This is a genomic window from Providencia sp. PROV267, assembly GCF_028477825.1.
GTDB lineage: Bacteria > Pseudomonadota > Gammaproteobacteria > Enterobacterales > Enterobacteriaceae > Providencia > Providencia stuartii.
The window spans coordinates 1-16,898 of the sequence record NZ_JAMPLX010000023.1; the positions used below are offsets into that span (position 1 = coordinate 1).

Genomic DNA, 16,898 nt, shown 5'->3' on the forward strand with positions numbered 1-16,898 from the left:
GTCCAAAACGAGCGGATTCCCATTTATCGATATCCGGGGCTTTATCGCATAATTCCCCGATAACTGCATACCGATAGGAATAGCCTTGTAATAGTGCATCCGGTTTGACGGTCGAGTGAGCCTCCCCTCGAAGGGTTCTCAGTGGGCGTTTTTCCATTTCATCGGTGAGTTTTTGAGCCTCAATGGTCAATGTTGCCACTGTACGAGGTAAGTCTTCTTGCCTCAAATACCCTTGTGCATCAGTAACACCTTTTCTAATAACCCCGTTGCGGACTTTTAAGGTGTAAGACAAACCTGCCAAGGGCTGATTCTGTTCATCAACCAGCACACATTCTATCCATGCCTTGCGCTTAGAACAATCTGCACAATAAGGGTCATTATACTGATACGGCATTGGCACTCCTTGTCATGTCGGGTAAATAGCCTTTTTCATCAAGGTAACGCAAAAATAAATCATCAAAGAGATACGCGGTGTCTAAGCGCTTTTGTTGACACTCGTCCATCCATTCACGGATAAGCGCAATTAAACGCCCTTCTGGCTCATCTAACGAGTCAGCTAAGGTCGGATGGTTTTCCCAAAATTGAATATAAAAATTATCAATCACATTCAGATAGGCTTGTTCTGAATTTCGCCAGACCTTAATCAACGCTTCACTGAGAATATAATCAGCAGGGCTAATGAACGGCTCTGCATATGGAGGGCGTGAATAAATCACCTTCGTTTCACTCTCTTCAATAAAGCAGTCCTCAACGGGCATCATCAGTAATGCCCAGTCGCCTCGGCCTAATTTAGGTAACAACGTACGCGCAATGCGAGCATCAAAGAAGCGAAAAATGATTTTCTCCTCCCCCATCCAAGCAAATTGGTATTTTTGCCAGTGGGTGATTTGGGTACGCCAATCCAATTGACTTTGATATGCCCAGCCCCAACTGGGGTCGCTAAACGGCTCACTGTCTAACATTTTACCGAGGTGAAATAATTGTGACCGTTTGACTTTCACGAGCCACGGGCTCACTTCCGCTAAATGTGCTAATGCCGTTCCGTGGTATATCGGGAAGGCTTCCTCAATCCAATCATGAGCATAAAACCGTTTAACCGGATTGGGGTCTGATAGGGTATTAATCAAAAAATACACATCATTTTGTGGGGTAGCCGTTAACCAGGATAACCAGGTTGAACCTGGGGTCGAAATTGATGTTTGTGTGAGCATCTGCTGTTGTATCACTGTCTGTGGCATTACTCGTCCTCATTCGGCTTCACGGTTAATCCCCCCGCTTGCTGCGCGGCCAAGGCACAGTATTTTTTGACGGGGTACGGTGGCTGTTCAAACGGCGCGACGCCTTCTGGCAATTCCAAAGCAACTGAGGCGCCACTGCCGGCACTGCCACCACCGACCACCATATCGCTAGAGGTAAATATCGTGCCGGGCGTAATACGAATAAAACTGCCCCCCACTTTCAACGTGATTTCCGTATTCGCTTCCAGAACGATTTTCCCGCCGCTGACTAAATGGGTTTGCTGGCTGCTTTCATGCACCGTTTTCCCGTCAACTTGTGTCTGTTGGTCACCTTCGATATGCAAAGAGGCGTTGCCTGTAATATTTTCCTTTTGGCTGCCTTTGAGGATGAAATGCTCATTGCCTGCAATTTCTGTAAAACGGTCGTTATCTATACGATGTTTAGCGTCATGCTGAATATGCCAATGCGTATCGTGTTCAATGTGCACATTCATGTCGCGTTGGGCATGGAAATAAATTTCCTCTTGGCCTGCTCTGTCTTCAAAACGCAATTCGTTAAAACCGTCCCCTTTGTGGGTTTGGGTTTTAAACGTAGTGCGGGTCATCTCATTGGGGAGATTTAACGGCGGTGCATTGCGCCCATTATAAGTACATCCCGTGATAATTGGCCTATCAATATCCCCATTCAGATAGCTGACAAGCACTTCCTGACCGATTCTGGGTATCGCCATAAATCCATATCCATCCCCATTCCAACCTTGTGCGACACGTACCCAACAAGAGCTGCTTAAATCAGGTTCACGATATCGGTCCCAGTGAAAATAGATTTTCACTGCCCCGTCTTTGTTCGTGTAGATTTCTTCCCCATCCGGCCCAACCACAGTCGCCAATTCATCCCCATCGGCGGTGGGTTTATGAATAAACGGCGGGCGCCAATCTAGTTCACTCGGAATAAAAGTCAGTTGATTGGATAAAGTCGTACCTTCGCCACCACTATTATCTGCTAAAGGCTGAACTCCGTGATGAGAAACCGACACCACTTGCCAATGGCGGTTCATGTCAAGATTCGGGTGGGATGACAATGAGAAAATTTTACCCGGCATCAAAGCAAAGCAGTTAGTGGTCGCACTACCGACACAACGGTATTGCTGACTCCCTTCATGGCGAAGCGCTGTAAAGCGGTCTGCATCCTCTTGGGTTTGAAAACGTCCATAACTTTCGTAAAAGGGGTGCTGACCATGCACATCCCCTTTTATTTCATGTTCTAATGGGTAAGAGGGGCGCTCAGGATTGTAATCCTTATAGAGGGTTTTGCCAGATAGCAACGACTCGCGATAGCGCCAGTGATACGCAGTATGGTCTTGGGTATCGGTATCGTATTGGGGGTTATACACCAAATCAATTCCCGCCGTCATTCCCAAATGAGCATCGCTATAAAACAGCCGAGGTTCTTGCCCTGCATCTTCAAACCAAAAGCTAATGCCTTCTTCAGCAGCTAAACGACAAAAAAATTGGTAATTGGATTCGCGTTTCTGCGTGATGTAATCGCGTTTCGGGTAAGGTGCTTTTGCGTAAAACTTGCAATCCGCTTTAATGTGGGATTCTGACAACAGCTGTTCAAGTAAATCAGGCACAGTCATCTGACGAAAAATACGGCTATTTTGCCCTAATGACATTACCCAGATTTCAGGGCGAATAATAAAATGATACCACGTTCGGTTACCGTCTGTATTTTGTTGCTCTGCGCTGGCTAATAACCCGCGTACAGTACGTATCGGTTTACCATTCCGCATCACGGTTAATGAGCAGGCGAATCCCAACATGTCATCAAATGGAATGGAAGGAAGCGCGCTGACGACCGTTAGCGATAAGGTAAACAACTCAGACAAGTGCTCTGTCAGTTGAAATTCAGTCACCGCAAACGTATCTGGTGGTACACCTTTAAATTGACAGGTAAAAACCAATCCATCCATACCGATATACCCTTATAAATTCAAAAGAAAAGCTCAACACACCAAGCGATTTACCCCGTAGACACACCCACATTGCACAACCGAACCTTCAACGGCAACGTAGCGTCCGTGCAATATCATGCCTTCCTCTCCTGTCACCAGCGTGCCCTCTTTTTTACATTGTGGGCAACGTGTGGCTTTGTCACCGACCCGTAATACACGAGTGCCGTCATTGGTGACTGTTGAAATACTGGCTAGGCAAGTTGCCCCTGTGGTAGTTTTGTCTTGATGTAATCCGACTTTTTTCCCTTGCACTGTGGTTCTTGCCATGCAATGCCTCCCACGTAAAATGCGCGAACTACACAAAAATAATCGCTCACGCATTGGAACCGTATCTTATAAATTACGCTTCGAGCGGTGCGCGCCAGTCATCGGCACCTGATGTGCCTGCAACCGTGTGTTCCCAGTCCACTTTACGGTAAGACAGAGACACTTCGATAAGCTGCGTGAAATCGGCTTTCGCTGGGTCTTGGCAATGCGGCATCTGGCAATCGATGTTAACGATAGTCGCATCCGTCAGTGTGGTGGTGAAGAAATGCTCTTGTTTCCCTTCAACAGACGTGCGATACCATTTCAGTTCCACTTTTGGCAGCATTTCGCCGGACGCCAGTGCGTTATACAGCAGTGGTACCGCTTTGTTTAATGCCACCGTAAAACGGAATGGCTTGTGAGCACGTTGGCCTGAAGGCTGACCGGATTGAGGGTCAGTCGGTACGGTCACAATGTGGGAAAACTCTTGTACCAGCATCTGGTCTTCATGACCTTGTACATAGATGTTACCGACGGATTCAGGGGTAAATGCTCCCGCAGTGATGTTGCCCTGCGTTTTACCTTCGATAGAGATATAACATGGAGTTGGCATAGCGATATCCTTTATCCAAAATGACAAGTTGAGTTAGGTAAATGTAATTACCTATTAATTTCCGTCATCTCAGCCAGTGCGCACGGTAAGATTTACATTAAGGATAATAAAATCTTATGAATGGACTGTAAACCTGTCGACCTTTTTGTATCTCTCTAGGATAAGTGACTTAGCGTAAACTAGTTGAAATTTCGCTATATAATTCCAATAAAAACGATAAAAACAAACCATACCAGAATAATCATCGAGCAAAAAACGCACTAATACAAGATGAACCCTGTAAGTTCTAATGTACATAGAAATAAACTATGTAACTAAATATTTCATACAGAAAAATGAGATAACTCATTGATTAATAAAAATAAAAACACACTCTTAGATTAACATTTAATTCCACAGGGATTAACCGTCTTAACAGCATAGTGTAATGCTCTTAAAATCCACGCTTAAAATGTATTTTATTCCAACACTTAGTGATTTATCGAATTAACATATAAAAAAACATTTTTTTATGTCCATTTTCCATTTTTTCAGAATATTTGTCACGATATTACATCGTACACTCTCTATCCTTTCCTATTGAGAAAAAGACGTCAGCTTCAATTAATCTAACTTATTGAATATAGATATTCATCGTAAGCCAATCGTTTACAAATCATCACCCTTGTAATTTGTTATAATTTATTTCTGGATTAAATAACTTTTGTTGATATCATTCGTCTACCCATTTGAAATTTGGGTATTCATAGAATAAGTAATCAATATTCCAAGTATTTGCCTCGGCTTACAGAGGCGCTTTTTTACTTTACTAAAGCCCTGTCATTCATCAACTCATTTTATGTTTATTCACCTTATATGCACAATTGGTTGTCGTTAAAGCTCGGTGAGTGTTCTTTGAAAACCGTGCCACCATTCGTATCATTACAAATAATCTCAGATATATATTATCTCTTTGAATAATTGTTATTTTCTTTTATTTCAAGGAGCAATATGTCCCAAAGGAATCCATTTAAAACAGCACTATCCGCCTTACCGCATTCATTTCAAACGCTCTTTTCCACCCAACTCAACCACTTAATCAATTACTCACCCACCATTGGAATCATGGGTAAGACAGGTGCAGGAAAATCCAGCCTTATCAACGCGCTATTTCAGTCCTCTCTATCCCATGTCAGTAATGTCTCTGGCTGCACACGACAGGTTCAGCGCTTCAGTATGACGATGAACAACCACACACTCACCTTTGTGGATTTACCCGGCGTAGGAGAAAGCCTTGAGCGAGATAAAGAGTGCCACTCGCTATACCGTAACTTATTGCCAGAACTGGATTTTATCATCTGGGTACTCAAAGCCGATGACAGAGCATGGTCATCGGATGAACAGTGCTACCACTTTCTGACTGAACAATGTGGTTATCATCCAAACCGCTTTCTATTCGTACTGAACCAAGCCGACAAAATAGAGCCCTGTCGCCAGTGGAATGAGCTGTACCACCAGCCATCCCCTGAGCAATCGGCTAACTTAGAATTGAAGCAAAAAGCCGTAGTAACCGCCTTTAAGCCACATAACCCTGTGATGATTGTATCTGCAATCGAAAACTATCAACTGACTGAATTAGCAGAGCAATTAATACAGACGTTACCAGCACAAGCCAGCAGCGGTGTCGCTAGGCAATTGAACAGCGCTTACCGGACGCAATCGGTGGAGAACGCCGCACGTAACGATTTTGGTCAATGTGTCAGTGATATTGTGGATACCTTAATCGATATCATTCCCTTGCCACCATTGATAAGAAGTACGGTTAGCACCGTTAAAAACAGTATCGTATCCGTCGCTAAATCCTTGTGGAGCCTGTTCTTTTAGCTTCTTAACTTAACTCATTACTTATCACTCTCAGCGCCAGTCCTTAACGGGATTGGCGCTTTTTTATTTCTTTTTCCTGGAGTATCAACTGATGAATAATAAAACTGAATCTGCTATTGCAATGACACTCGTTCCCGATGAACAACGCCTTGATTTTTGGTTCAACCATTTTGGTGCAGTAAAAGGTTGGGCCACATTTGAAGTGGTGATCTTCACCACAATGGGACAATTCTGCGATGAATACCGTGGCGGTTATTGGGAGTACGGCACGCTCAGTAATGGTGGTGTTTTTCTACCCCGATATCAACGCGGACACCTTAACCCTATTCAACATGCACAACGGCAATGAAGCCACCGTGCGCCAAGAGGCGGCAGGCATTGCGGTATGCCTTATCCTGTATAGCATCTGGTCATTCCAAACAGAAAGCGAAGTGATGTGCGACCGCTTTTATCAGTTGCGTGACTACGCTTCACAACATTCCGAATCAGCTGCCATTTTCCACTTAATTGATTGATCAGGAGTCTATCATGAGTTTATTAGCTCCGCGTTTTGGTTCTGCTAACAGTATTCGTCGTGACCGTCCACTCACCATTGAAGAATTATTCCGTACTGTACCGAGCGTTTTCTCCGAAGATAAGCATGGGTCACGTAGTGAACGCTATACTTACATTCCCACCATCACCTTGTTAGACAGTCTACAAAAAGAAGGTTTTTACCCGTTCTTTGCCTGTCAAACTCGCGTGCGTGATGTCAGCCGCCGAGAATACACCAAGCATATGCTTCGATTACGTCGCCATGACCAAATTACGGGGAGCCAAGTCCCTGAATTTATCTTGCTCAATAGCCATGATGGCACCAGCAGCTACCAAATGTTGCCGGGATTATTTCGCCAAGTCTGTGCGAATGGGCTGATTTACGGCGATGTATTGGGGGAAGTGCGTGTGCCTCATAAAGGGGATGTGGTGGGCAAAGTAATTGAAGGCGCTTATGAGGTACTCGATACGTTCGAACAGGTCACTGAAAAATGCGAAAGTATGCAGTCGCTATTGTTACCGCCACCCGCCCAGCAAGCCTTTGCTGAAGCGGCTTTGACCTACCGCTTTGGTGAAGAATTCCAGCCTGTCACACGAGAACAAGTTCTACAGCCTCGCCGTTTTGAAGATAAAAAAGAAGACTTATGGACAGTGTACCAACGCCTACAAGAAAATCTGATTAAAGGGGGATTATCAGGTCGTACCGCAAAAGGTAAGCGCGCTCGCACTCGTTCAGTGAATGGGATTGATGGCGATATCAAACTTAATAAAGCCCTGTGGGTGATGGCGGATACCTTATTTAACCAACTCGCTTCTCGCCAACCCAACTAATTTTCCCTCCCTGACAGGTTGTGTCGTCATCCCTCATTTTTCTCATTGTCTAAATAAACAACATAACCTTATTTATCAATTCATTAGAATTCACTTTTTATCACTAAATAGCTCAATGAGAATTTTTCCCAACAGACATAACCTGTCCTCTCCCTCCGTTACACTTTTCCTTTTTATAACAACATGATGTTTGTACACAAGAGCACGCGTTTATGCTTCCAACAAATCGAAAATATGACCGTATGGCTATGCGCTTATCGGCACTGATTACACGATTGGTGGCAGGTGAAAACCTTGTCCTTACCGACCTTGCCTGCGAGTTCAATGTGCCTGCTCGTACCTTACAGCGTGATTTGCGAGAGCGCCTTGCCTATTTAGGTGTGGAATATCGAAAAAGGGTTTACCGCCTGCCACTCAATACGCTAAAAGCGTATCGCGATAAAGATGTTCTCACGTTCGTCAAGCAAATGGGCATGACACGGCTTTTCCCGGGGCTAGACAGTCGTTTACTCAATTTGCTGTTATCCCAACGCCAACATGCACCTTATTTGATTTGGCATCACGCCCACCGAACTTCAGCGGAGCATGCCGAGCATTTTTATCAATTAGTCTATGCCATCATAGGCTATCAACACATTACCTTACCTTACTGACCGCGGAACGCCGTTTTCATCCGTTATGCCCTTATCAATTAATTTATCGAGAAGGGCAATGGTATTTATTGGCGGAATACCACCAGAAAGTCCATGTGTTTCTTTTGGAAGATATTCAGTCCGTTAAACCACTATCCAGTACATTTATTCCCCAAAAAAATATCAACCAACTTTCGCAACAAAACAGTTTTATCGCTGCGTTACCGCATTTTCGATTGATATCGCAATTGCTGATGCCCCTCATTTCAACAACAGAAGGATAATCCCATGCTACATCATTCAATTTTGTCTACTCCTCCGTCACTCCCGACCGATTGCCCACATTGCCATTCTGATAAAGACATTATTCTGTGGGGAACTGGCTGGATGTGCCGTGATTGCGGTCATGATTGGCACATTCCGTCACAAGAGCAAACTCAAGCATTTCAGCAAGCTTAAATTAATAGGAGATATCTAATGAATACCCTTGCACACATTCGCCTAGGTCTTGAACGCATCGCATTCATTATCACCCTCATTCTGTGTTTCATACTCACCATAATACTCGTCACACATTTCAGCCTCGAGGGGCTAGTCCTAAGCCCCTTTGCCATTCCGCTGTTCTACCTCATACTTTATGTACTTGCACTGATTATCCCTCAATGTCTCGCCCAATTGCTGCTGTGGGTGATATGTGCATTTCGCAGTATCCACTACACCTTTCGCCTTAGCCCTAACCTAGTCAGCACAACACTCTCAGTTATTATCGGCCTAATTATCGTCTGTGCGCTATTAATTGCGATTGGCTGTGGATTTTTTAGCCACAAAAAAATTCACCATTACTTTTTAACGACTCAAGGTGAGCAGCCATGAGAAACGTTGCCATTCGTCAAAAAATATTGGCTAAACATATTGAGATCATTGTCTAATGTTTCCACGCAATATCGATAAAATGCTGCCGATTGGGCTCTCACTGTTAGGGATCATCAGCATTGACCTTAAGATTTCTTCTGTATTCAGTGATCGTGAATGTGTTTCTTTTCTCAACGAGCCTAAAAACCCGATCATCGTTTATGAGTATCCAAATAGCCCTTCCTTTACTTCTTTACTTCCTACCCAAAGCCTGTATCACTGAAGTATTTTTGGGTCGCTAAACGTACTGCCGATAACACATGGGTGCAGCTTTATCAGGCTGCCACTCCGTATGGCAATTTAGTAGAGTCGGATAAAATAGGCTGGATAAAAGCAGAACAGATTGAATGGCAAGAACAATTTCACTGTTTTCCTAAAGGTATAGGCTAGGTATGTCATTTTGAATAAAATGAAAATAACATTATAGACTATGTTTTCTCTGTGCAGTCAATTGTGTAGTCGTTTTAAGGGGTAGGCGCAATAGTTGTTCACTATTGCGCCTTTAAAAACAAAGCATTAACCGACTAGGATTAGTTCATGCCGTATTTTTTCAGCTTCTTACGCAGAGTACCGCGGTTGATACCCATCATCAGGGCTGCACGGGTCTGGTTTCCACGGGTATATTGCATAACCATGTCCAACAAAGGCTGCTCTACCTCAGCCAATACCAGCTCATATAAATCATTAACATCTTGATTGTTTAATTGAGCAAAATAGTTCTTCAGTGCTTGCTTAACTGAATCACGCAATGGTTTTTGAGTTACTTGATCTTGTGAATTTACAGTAGCAACGGTTAGTACGTCAGAATTTACGCGTTGTTCGAACATAGTTCTGTCAGCTCTTATCTTTATTTACGCAAAATATTCAAAAAATGCTTCCAACACCTCCAGCTGTTCGCTGGCGTCCTCAATGGCGTTGAATGAGCGCCGGAACTGGTCATCAGGTGCATGCTCTTTTAAATACCAAGAGACATGTTTGCGCGCTATACGGGCTCCTTTGCCTTGACCATAAAAGTCGTGCAACTCCTGTACGTGCGCAATCATAATGCGCTTCACCTCTGCCATAGGCATGGGGGGCAACATTTCACCTGTGTCCAGATAATGCTGGATTTCCCGAAAGATCCAGGGTCTTCCCTGAGCTGCTCGTCCTACCATTAGGGCATCAGCCCCCGTGTAATCTAAGACAGCTCTGGCTTTAAGCGGGTCAGTAATGTCACCATTGGCGATAACCGGTATGGCAACAGTCTGCTTAACTGCCCGTATGTTGTCGTACTCAGCTTCACCATTAAACAAACAGGCACGGGTCCTGCCGTGAATGGTCAGCGCTTGAATACCACAATCTTCGGCCAATTTGGCAATTTCTATGCAGTTTCGTTCTTCAGGTGACCAACCTGTGCGGATCTTCAGTGTAACAGGCACATCTACTGCTTTTACGACTGCCGACAGGATAGACTTCACCAAATCGGGATAGCGCAAGAGTGCAGAGCCTGCCAACTTACGATTCACTTTCTTAGCTGGACAGCCCATATTGATATCAATGATCTGGGCACCACTCTCAACATTAATCTGAGCCGCGGCAGCCATTTCATCGGGATCATTGCCAGCTATTTGAACGGAACGCACCCCCGGTTCATCGCGATGGATCATTCTTAGTCTCGATTTGTCAGTCTTCCAAACCTGTGGGTTAGAAGAAAGCATTTCTGATACCGTCATCCCCGCACCCATGTCATAACAGAGTGACCTAAATGGTCTATCCGTAATGCCTGCCATGGGGGCAGCAATAAGACAGTTTCTCAACTGATATTGTCCGATTCGCATAACTAAAGGGGGCCATACTGTGACTGCAAGGGCGCGTATATTACGCATTTTTTTCGAGATATGAAAGGACAAACTTTGAGCAAACCGTTATTTATCACTAACTTTTTTATCTTGATTTTTTCAAAATACAACTATTAGTCTTTTATAACAATGGGTTAAGTATGTTTGTAAAAAAGCACACGAAAACCGCTGTTAGTCCGTTCAAATCTCAAGCAGGATAGAATATCACCAGCAGTTGAACAATATTTGAGCTATAAGATAATCTATTCCTGCCCTAATTTCAAAGAAATTATTCACTGATTTTTATTATAAATTTGTCAAAAACGCTTGACACCAGTGATACGACACCATTCATCTTTTTCAGCGATAGGGTCTATCTCAAACAGTTGACGATAAGCATCGGCCACCCCTTCTGCTTGGGTAGCAAGGACACCTGAAAGCCCTAATAAACCTCCTGTACGAGGCAATACGCTTATCATAGGCGCTAACTCACGTAATGGGCCAGCTAAGATATTGGCGACCACGACATCGGCTTGTAGCTCTTTTGGCTGGTCTTTAGGCAAGTAGAGCGATAGGCGTTCTGAGACACCGTTGCGCTCCGCATTATCACGACTTGCGATAATCGCCTGTGGATCAATGTCGATCCCGATAGCTTGTGCTGCACCTAATTTTAATGCGGCGATCGCAAGAATACCGGATCCACAACCAAAATCGATGACGGTTTTACCTTCAAGATCAAGTCCATCCAGCCACTCTAGACATAACGACGTTGTTGGATGAGTACCTGTACCAAAGGCAAGGCCAGGGTCTAACATGACATTGACTGCGTTAGGATCTGGAACATCACGCCAGCTTGGGCAGATCCACAGGCGTTGCCCAAAGCGCATAGGATGAAAATTGTCCATCCACTCTCTTTCCCAGTCTTTATCTTCCAGTTGCTCGATTTTGTGAACAAAACCTTTTTCGAGCAGAGGGCTGTTTTCAAGTTGTGCCACAACCATGTTCATGTCAGTTTCAGCATCATAAAGGCCGATAACATCCGTATCGCCCCATAGTCGTGTTTCTCCCGGTAACGGTTCGAAAACAGGGGTATCATGACTATCTTGAAAGGTGACTGACACTGCGCCACTTTCAATAAGTTCATCGCCGAGAGCTTCGGCTTGTTGGCCTGTTGAGTTGAGTCTGAGTTGTATCCAAGGCATAGTTATTCTCTTTTAACTTAATTTTTTGCAGGCGTAGCCTGCTCATTGGGCGCCGATTGTACTGGATTTTTACCGAAAAGATTACCAATTATAAAAGCAATCAAGCTAAATAGTAGTGAAGGCACGATGGCGTGGAACCCCATGATTTCGATTTTAAATGATGCCAGTAGAGCATAAGAGACGCCGCCTACAATCATACCGCTAATCGCTCCCTTGCTGTTGGCTTTTTGCCAATATAGGCCTAAAACCAGTGGCCATAAAAACACTGCCTCCAGTCCACCAAAGGCCAGCAAGTTGAGCCAAATGATCATTTTGGGGGGATCCCATGCCGCGAACAGCAGCAAGATACCGAGTATTAAGGTTGAAAAACTCGAAATGCGGGAGAGCTTTTTCTCATTCTTAATTTGTTCGGGGGCGGCGCTTAAATAGATATCTTTTACAATCGTAGCTGATGACTGCAATAGCTGTGCGTTGATGGTTGACATGATTGCTGCCATTGGTGCGGCTAAGAAAATACCCGCCGCAAAAGGTGGTAGCACTTGCACCATCAATGTTGGAATAACCTGATCTGGAATAGTGAGATCAGGTAAGACGGCGCGGCCTAAGGCTCCGGCAAAGTGCATACCAAACATGAGTATTGCCATCACGATTGTGCCTATTACGATACCACGGTGAACGGCTTTACTGTCTTTGTAGGAAATACAGCGTACAGCCGTGTGTGGCAAACCAATCACCCCAAAACAGACTAAAATCCAAAAAGAGGCAAGGAAAGGGCCACTAAGAATATCATCGGCACCTTCTACGGAAACCAGTTTAGGGTCAATGGCCTGAATTTTTTCGACTGCCGCGCCAAGCCCACCTGCATGGTAAATGATCGCAACAAGCAAAATAACCGTACCTAACAACATAACGAGGCCTTGTAAGGCATCATTGAGCACACTAGCTCGAAAACCACCGATAGCGGTATAGAGTGCGATAGAGATACCAAAAATCATTAAGCCATAGGTATAAGGGATACCCGCAGCGGTTTCGAGTAGTCGTGCACCGCCAATAAATTGCACGGTCATTGCGCCGAAAAAGGCGACGAGCAAACTGATACTTGCAAACCCAACTAAAAAGCGGCTTTGGTAACGTGCATAAAGCATATCATTGAGTGTTACTGCATTGTATCGGCGAGCTAAGATGGCAAATTTTTTCCCTAGTACACCCAGTGATAGCCAGATAGCAGGAAGCTGGATCATGGCAAGTAGTACCCAACCTAGCCCATATTTATAGGCTGCTCCTGGTCCACCGATAAATGAACTGGCGCTGACATAGGTTGCTGTGATCGTCATGGCGAGCACAAAACCCCCCATAGAGCGATTCCCTAAAAAATACTCATTGAGGAATTCTCCCTTTGTGCGTTTGCGATAAGCGTACACAGATAGCAAGAATACGAGTGCAAGATAACCAATTAGAGGTAGTAGAACTTCAGTCTGCATCCCTATCCTCCAGCGGAATATCTTTAAAAATAATTTTGACCATCATAATACACAGTAAAATGAAAATGACCGGTAGGATGAGACATGACCATTCAAACCATAAAGGTAAACCTGTCAAGCCAATCGCATTACTCGGAAGATAGGCACAAATAACCCAACCAACTAAATAGGCGAGCGTCAGATAGAGTGACCAGCGAGCTTCCCTGTTTGATTGAAGAAAACGTTTATCCATACGTATTTCCCCCTCATAGAAATAAAAATAATCAGGGATTGTACGATAAACCTAGGAATGTGTGTAAAAAAACAGACCAAGGAAAGCCAAGGTGCTTAGTTTACAACCAAAGATAATTTTGAGTATGTAGGATAGTAAGTATTATTTATCTACCAGCAGGTGCACAATCAATAGGATGGACATAGTAAAAATAGCAAAAGCCGTAATATAAAGAAAAAGTGAGCTATCTATCTTAAGTCCACTATTTTGATACGCTGTTGAAATACTCCTTTTGAAGCTAATTAAGCACAGTAGGGCGATCGCAATGACAGCTCCTAATAATGCTAGCCATGATGACTGTATTAGCCCTAGTCGTAAGAACAATAACCCATTGATTGCTAACAGGAGCAAAGTACGGCTCCAGGCTTGTTGTGTTCTTTCCGGCTGTAAACCAGGATCACGCATGATAGTGCCTATAGCAGAACGTAGAAGAGTGAAATGACGGCAATGACGGTAATGAATAGCGTCATCATAGTAAGAAAGGAGGTGTATTGTAACGGCTCCTCTTTGCGCATAGCGATTTCGTTTTGTCGCCAGCGATAAAGAGCCATAATGGCGGTAATCCCCCCCGCAGATGCAAGAAAAACCGCTAATAAGGTTCTTAGCCAAGGGGCGGCAGCCTCATGTAGGAGCTGTTCAATGGCAATAGCACCCGCTAATAGTGCTAACGCGGTTCTGATCCATGCTAGAAATGTTCTTTCATTCGCCAATGAGAATCGATAGTCTGGCGTTTTTCCAATGTTTTTCCACTTATTACGTTTAAAAGACATGGTTTTTTCACTATGTTGATTGTCGTGGTGGTGTTTGGGGTATGTGACTCATGATAGCTTGATTATGAGATAAAAAAATACCGGAAAGGTGACTTTCCGGTATTTGATGAATGAGAGGTGAATCTCAGTGTTTCAGTCATTACTCCTGAATACCGAGTTTTTTCTCCAGATAGTGGATGTTAGTGCCACCTTTTTGGAAGTTTTCATCATTCATGATCATTTGGTGCAGTTCAATATTGGTTTTGATGCCATCGATGATCAGCTCATTAAGCGCATTCTTCATACGCATAATGGCGATTTCACGTGTTTCACCGTAGGTGATCAATTTACCAATCATTGAGTCATAGTATGGCGGTACGCTATAGCCTGCATAAATGTGAGATTCCCAACGAACACCAAAGCCACCTGGCGAATGGAAACGGGTGATCTTACCTGGGCTAGGCATAAAGGTATTCGGATCTTCAGCATTGATACGACATTCAATCGCATGACCACGAACGATAACATCTTCCTGTTTTACTGATAATGGTAAACCAGATGCGATGCGTAACTGTTCTTTGATCAAGTCAACGCCAGTGACCATCTCTGTTACTGGATGCTCAACCTGAATACGGGTGTTCATCTCAATAAAGTAGAATTCACCATTCTCATAGAGGAATTCGAAAGTACCTGCACCACGATAGCCAATTTCTATACAAGCATTAGCACAACGCTCACCGATATTGCGGCGAACTTCAGGAGTAATACCTGGTGCTGGGGCTTCTTCAACGACTTTTTGGTGGCGACGTTGCATTGAGCAGTCACGCTCTGCCAAGTAAATGGCATTGCCTTGACCATCAGCCATAACTTGGATTTCAACATGACGAGGGTTTTCAAGGTATTTTTCCATGTAAACCATATCATTATTGAAGGCCGCTTTAGCTTCTGCACGCGTCAGATTGATGGAAGATTCCAAATCTTTTTCGTTACGCACAACACGCATACCACGACCACCGCCGCCGCCAGAGGCTTTGATGATAACAGGATAGCCGATACGTTGTGCGATAGCTTTGTTTTTATCAGTATCGCTGCCTAGTGGACCATCAGAACCTGGTACACAAGGAACACCGGCAATTTTCATCGCTTCGATAGCGGAAACTTTATCGCCCATTAGGCGGATGGTTTCAGCTTTTGGTCCGATAAAAATAAAGCCTGAGCGTTCAACTTGTTCAGCAAAATCAGCATTTTCAGACAGGAAACCATATCCTGGGTGAATAGCTTGAGCCCCTGAAATCTCTGCCGCTGAAATGATAGCGGGAATGTTCAAGTAGCTTTTTGCGGAGGCTGCTGGGCCGATACAAATAGTCTCGTCTGCCAACAGCACATGTTTTAAATCACTATCTGCCGCGGAGTGCACAGCTACGGTCTTAATGCCTAACTCTTTACAGGCACGAAGAATACGCAGTGCGATTTCGCCACGGTTAGCAATGACAATTTTTTCCAGCATGGAAACGCCTCGTTATTCGATAACCACCAACGGCTGGTCATATTCAATTGGCTCGCCGTTCTCTGCCAGGATTGCTTTCACAACACCTGCTTTTTCTGCTTCGATTTGGTTCATCATTTTCATTGCTTCGATGATGAAAAGTGGATCACCGACGTTGACAGTTTGGCCAACTTCAATAAATGGTTTTGCTTCAGGGCTTGGTGAACGGTAGAAAGTTCCCACCATAGGTGAGCGAACTTGGTGGCCCGCAACAGCAGCCGCTGCTGGAGCTGGGGCTGCCGCCGCCGCTTCTTGAGCAGGTGCAACAGCGGTAGCTAATGCTGGCTGAGCTGCTGGCGCTGAATAAAATTGTTGAGGAGCCGTCATGACCTGAGAAGTAGCTGAAACGCGACTGATGCGTACTGATTCTTCACCTTCAGAAATTTCCAGTTCAGAAATACCAGACTCTTCGACCAGTTCGATCAGCTTTTTAATTTTACGAATATCCATGGATATGATTCCGTACTCTTATATTTGGATTTAATTGATTTATGACAGACGGTTAACCGCTGCCTGTAACGCGAAACTGTAACCGTCAGCACCAAGACCACAAATCACACCGACAGCTTTATCGGAAAGATAGGAGTGATGGCGAAACGGTTCTCTGGCATGCACATTAGACAGATGGATCTCGATAAACGGGAGTGCAACTGCTAATAATGCATCACGTAGGGCAACACTTGTATGTGTGAATGCCGCCGGGTTAATCAGAATAAAATCTACGTTATCTTTTGCAGCATGAATCTTTTCAATCAACTCATGTTCTGCATTAGACTGAAAATGACTCAATTTTACACCTAGCTGTTCCGCTTCTGCGGTTAACTTGGAGACAATATCTACCAGAGTTTGATTACCATATTTCTCTGGCTCCCTTGTGCCAAGTAGGTTTAGATTCGGTCCATTGAGGAGTAAAATGTGAATATCTTCTGTCATTGTGGTGCTAACTCC

The 16,898-nt window shown here is 44.2% G+C and carries 21 protein-coding genes and 2 pseudogenes; 8 read left to right on the forward strand and 15 right to left on the reverse strand.

Features of this window, described 5'->3' with window-relative positions:
- The 5 genes and pseudogenes from PR709_RS14970 to PR709_RS14990 all read right to left on the reverse strand — a co-directional run.
- Positions 1-394 (reverse strand): annotated as a pseudogene (locus PR709_RS14970) (lipase family protein); the annotation flags it as partial.
- Entirely contained in the window at positions 378-1,238 is an 861-nt protein-coding gene (locus PR709_RS14975; RefSeq protein WP_004925628.1) for a DUF4123 domain-containing protein, read from the reverse strand. The pseudogene PR709_RS14970 and the gene PR709_RS14975, both read right to left, overlap by 17 nt.
- Positions 1,238-3,211, reverse strand: coding sequence for a type VI secretion system Vgr family protein (locus PR709_RS14980; RefSeq protein WP_004925624.1), 1,974 nt, complete (start codon positions 3,209-3,211; stop codon positions 1,238-1,240). Before PR709_RS14980 ends, PR709_RS14975 begins: the two co-directional genes overlap by 1 nt.
- Positions 3,212-3,244: 33 nt before the next feature.
- Positions 3,245-3,520: a PAAR domain-containing protein gene (locus tag PR709_RS14985; RefSeq protein ID WP_004925621.1), complete on the reverse strand. Its 276-nt coding sequence runs from the start codon at positions 3,518-3,520 to the stop codon at positions 3,245-3,247.
- A gap of 73 nt (positions 3,521-3,593) precedes the next feature.
- Positions 3,594-4,112 (reverse strand): Hcp family type VI secretion system effector, encoded by a 519-nt coding sequence (locus tag PR709_RS14990; protein ID WP_004925618.1) that lies wholly within the window; start codon positions 4,110-4,112, stop codon positions 3,594-3,596.
- Between the two features lie 990 nt (positions 4,113-5,102).
- On the opposite strand from PR709_RS14990, the gene PR709_RS14995 reads away from it, so the two are divergent.
- The 8 genes and pseudogenes from PR709_RS14995 (at position 5,103) to PR709_RS15030 (ending at position 9,107) form a co-directional block, all read left to right on the forward strand.
- On the forward strand, positions 5,103-5,975 hold the full coding sequence (locus PR709_RS14995) for a GTPase family protein (protein WP_042117244.1): 873 nt from the start codon (positions 5,103-5,105) through the stop codon (positions 5,973-5,975).
- A 91-nt stretch (positions 5,976-6,066) separates the two neighbouring features.
- A pseudogene (locus tag PR709_RS15000) lies at positions 6,067-6,490 on the forward strand (antirestriction protein).
- Between the two features lie 13 nt (positions 6,491-6,503).
- Complete coding sequence (locus PR709_RS15005) at positions 6,504-7,340, forward strand: DUF932 domain-containing protein (RefSeq protein ID WP_042117242.1); 837 nt, start codon at positions 6,504-6,506, stop codon at positions 7,338-7,340.
- A gap of 212 nt (positions 7,341-7,552) precedes the next feature.
- Positions 7,553-7,993: a hypothetical protein gene (locus PR709_RS15010; RefSeq protein WP_004925601.1), complete on the forward strand. Its 441-nt coding sequence runs from the start codon at positions 7,553-7,555 to the stop codon at positions 7,991-7,993.
- The gene (locus tag PR709_RS15015) at positions 7,894-8,256 is read left to right on the forward strand and encodes a WYL domain-containing protein (protein ID WP_227698350.1); all 363 of its coding nucleotides are present in this window, start codon (positions 7,894-7,896) and stop codon (positions 8,254-8,256) included. Before PR709_RS15010 ends, PR709_RS15015 begins: the two co-directional genes overlap by 100 nt.
- A 4-nt stretch (positions 8,257-8,260) precedes the next feature.
- Positions 8,261-8,431 carry a hypothetical protein gene (locus PR709_RS15020; protein WP_004925596.1) on the forward strand — a complete coding sequence of 57 codons (171 nt, stop codon included), beginning with the start codon at positions 8,261-8,263 and terminating at the stop codon, positions 8,429-8,431.
- A gap of 18 nt (positions 8,432-8,449) precedes the next feature.
- The gene (locus tag PR709_RS15025) at positions 8,450-8,845 is read left to right on the forward strand and encodes a hypothetical protein (RefSeq protein WP_004925592.1); all 396 of its coding nucleotides are present in this window, start codon (positions 8,450-8,452) and stop codon (positions 8,843-8,845) included.
- A gap of 55 nt (positions 8,846-8,900) precedes the next feature.
- The gene (locus PR709_RS15030) at positions 8,901-9,107 is read left to right on the forward strand and encodes a hypothetical protein (RefSeq protein WP_042117240.1); all 207 of its coding nucleotides are present in this window, start codon (positions 8,901-8,903) and stop codon (positions 9,105-9,107) included.
- A gap of 307 nt (positions 9,108-9,414) precedes the next feature.
- Here the strand turns inward: PR709_RS15030 and fis are convergent, their stop codons facing one another.
- From fis to aroQ, 10 genes are all read right to left on the reverse strand, one after another.
- Positions 9,415-9,711 (reverse strand): DNA-binding transcriptional regulator Fis, encoded by a 297-nt coding sequence (gene fis / locus PR709_RS15035; protein ID WP_004258438.1) that lies wholly within the window; start codon positions 9,709-9,711, stop codon positions 9,415-9,417.
- A gap of 24 nt (positions 9,712-9,735) precedes the next feature.
- The gene (gene dusB / locus PR709_RS15040) at positions 9,736-10,701 is read right to left on the reverse strand and encodes a tRNA dihydrouridine synthase DusB (protein ID WP_014657558.1); all 966 of its coding nucleotides are present in this window, start codon (positions 10,699-10,701) and stop codon (positions 9,736-9,738) included.
- 317 nt (positions 10,702-11,018) lie between these two features.
- Positions 11,019-11,903, reverse strand: coding sequence for a 50S ribosomal protein L11 methyltransferase (gene prmA / locus PR709_RS15045; protein ID WP_004925579.1), 885 nt, complete (start codon positions 11,901-11,903; stop codon positions 11,019-11,021).
- A gap of 17 nt (positions 11,904-11,920) precedes the next feature.
- Complete coding sequence (gene panF, locus PR709_RS15050) at positions 11,921-13,384, reverse strand: sodium/pantothenate symporter (RefSeq protein ID WP_004925575.1); 1,464 nt, start codon at positions 13,382-13,384, stop codon at positions 11,921-11,923.
- Positions 13,374-13,616, reverse strand: coding sequence for a YhdT family protein (locus PR709_RS15055; RefSeq protein WP_004925572.1), 243 nt, complete (start codon positions 13,614-13,616; stop codon positions 13,374-13,376). Before PR709_RS15055 ends, panF begins: the two co-directional genes overlap by 11 nt.
- Before the next feature lie 141 nt (positions 13,617-13,757).
- Complete coding sequence (locus tag PR709_RS15060) at positions 13,758-14,060, reverse strand: DUF202 domain-containing protein (protein ID WP_004925569.1); 303 nt, start codon at positions 14,058-14,060, stop codon at positions 13,758-13,760.
- Between the two features lie 8 nt (positions 14,061-14,068).
- A complete protein-coding gene (locus PR709_RS15065; protein ID WP_004925566.1) occupies positions 14,069-14,425 on the reverse strand; it encodes a YidH family protein in 357 nt (118 codons plus the stop codon).
- Between the two features lie 139 nt (positions 14,426-14,564).
- Positions 14,565-15,911 carry an acetyl-CoA carboxylase biotin carboxylase subunit gene (gene accC / locus PR709_RS15070; protein ID WP_004925561.1) on the reverse strand — a complete coding sequence of 449 codons (1,347 nt, stop codon included), beginning with the start codon at positions 15,909-15,911 and terminating at the stop codon, positions 14,565-14,567.
- A 12-nt stretch (positions 15,912-15,923) separates the two neighbouring features.
- Positions 15,924-16,400 (reverse strand): acetyl-CoA carboxylase biotin carboxyl carrier protein, encoded by a 477-nt coding sequence (accB, locus tag PR709_RS15075; protein WP_004925558.1) that lies wholly within the window; start codon positions 16,398-16,400, stop codon positions 15,924-15,926.
- Between the two features lie 39 nt (positions 16,401-16,439).
- Positions 16,440-16,883, reverse strand: coding sequence for a type II 3-dehydroquinate dehydratase (gene aroQ / locus PR709_RS15080; protein WP_004925554.1), 444 nt, complete (start codon positions 16,881-16,883; stop codon positions 16,440-16,442).
- Positions 16,884-16,898: the final 15 nt, after the last annotated feature.

What these genes read in the sequence shown, in the direction of transcription:
- PR709_RS14990 (WP_004925618.1), bottom strand. Translation starts at nt 4,112, where the DNA reads ATGCCAACTCCATGTTATATCTCTATCGAAGGTAAAACGCAGGGCAAC.
- PR709_RS15060 (WP_004925569.1), bottom strand. Translation starts at nt 14,060, where the DNA reads ATGCGTGATCCTGGTTTACAGCCGGAAAGAACACAACAAGCCTGGAGC.
- PR709_RS14980 (WP_004925624.1), bottom strand. Translation starts at nt 3,211, where the DNA reads ATGGATGGATTGGTTTTTACCTGTCAATTTAAAGGTGTACCACCAGAT.
- PR709_RS15020 (WP_004925596.1), top strand. Translation starts at nt 8,261, where the DNA reads ATGCTACATCATTCAATTTTGTCTACTCCTCCGTCACTCCCGACCGAT.
- PR709_RS15005 (WP_042117242.1), top strand. Translation starts at nt 6,504, where the DNA reads ATGAGTTTATTAGCTCCGCGTTTTGGTTCTGCTAACAGTATTCGTCGT.
- PR709_RS15030 (WP_042117240.1), top strand. Translation starts at nt 8,901, where the DNA reads ATGTTTCCACGCAATATCGATAAAATGCTGCCGATTGGGCTCTCACTG.
- PR709_RS15065 (WP_004925566.1), bottom strand. Translation starts at nt 14,425, where the DNA reads ATGTCTTTTAAACGTAATAAGTGGAAAAACATTGGAAAAACGCCAGAC.
- PR709_RS15025 (WP_004925592.1), top strand. Translation starts at nt 8,450, where the DNA reads ATGAATACCCTTGCACACATTCGCCTAGGTCTTGAACGCATCGCATTC.
- panF (WP_004925575.1), bottom strand. Translation starts at nt 13,384, where the DNA reads ATGCAGACTGAAGTTCTACTACCTCTAATTGGTTATCTTGCACTCGTA.
- aroQ (WP_004925554.1), bottom strand. Translation starts at nt 16,883, where the DNA reads ATGACAGAAGATATTCACATTTTACTCCTCAATGGACCGAATCTAAAC.
- PR709_RS15055 (WP_004925572.1), bottom strand. Translation starts at nt 13,616, where the DNA reads ATGGATAAACGTTTTCTTCAATCAAACAGGGAAGCTCGCTGGTCACTC.
- PR709_RS14995 (WP_042117244.1), top strand. Translation starts at nt 5,103, where the DNA reads ATGTCCCAAAGGAATCCATTTAAAACAGCACTATCCGCCTTACCGCAT.
- accC (WP_004925561.1), bottom strand. Translation starts at nt 15,911, where the DNA reads ATGCTGGAAAAAATTGTCATTGCTAACCGTGGCGAAATCGCACTGCGT.
- dusB (WP_014657558.1), bottom strand. Translation starts at nt 10,701, where the DNA reads ATGCGAATCGGACAATATCAGTTGAGAAACTGTCTTATTGCTGCCCCC.
- accB (WP_004925558.1), bottom strand. Translation starts at nt 16,400, where the DNA reads ATGGATATTCGTAAAATTAAAAAGCTGATCGAACTGGTCGAAGAGTCT.
- fis (WP_004258438.1), bottom strand. Translation starts at nt 9,711, where the DNA reads ATGTTCGAACAACGCGTAAATTCTGACGTACTAACCGTTGCTACTGTA.
- PR709_RS14975 (WP_004925628.1), bottom strand. Translation starts at nt 1,238, where the DNA reads ATGCCACAGACAGTGATACAACAGCAGATGCTCACACAAACATCAATT.
- PR709_RS15010 (WP_004925601.1), top strand. Translation starts at nt 7,553, where the DNA reads ATGCTTCCAACAAATCGAAAATATGACCGTATGGCTATGCGCTTATCG.
- prmA (WP_004925579.1), bottom strand. Translation starts at nt 11,903, where the DNA reads ATGCCTTGGATACAACTCAGACTCAACTCAACAGGCCAACAAGCCGAA.
- PR709_RS14985 (WP_004925621.1), bottom strand. Translation starts at nt 3,520, where the DNA reads ATGGCAAGAACCACAGTGCAAGGGAAAAAAGTCGGATTACATCAAGAC.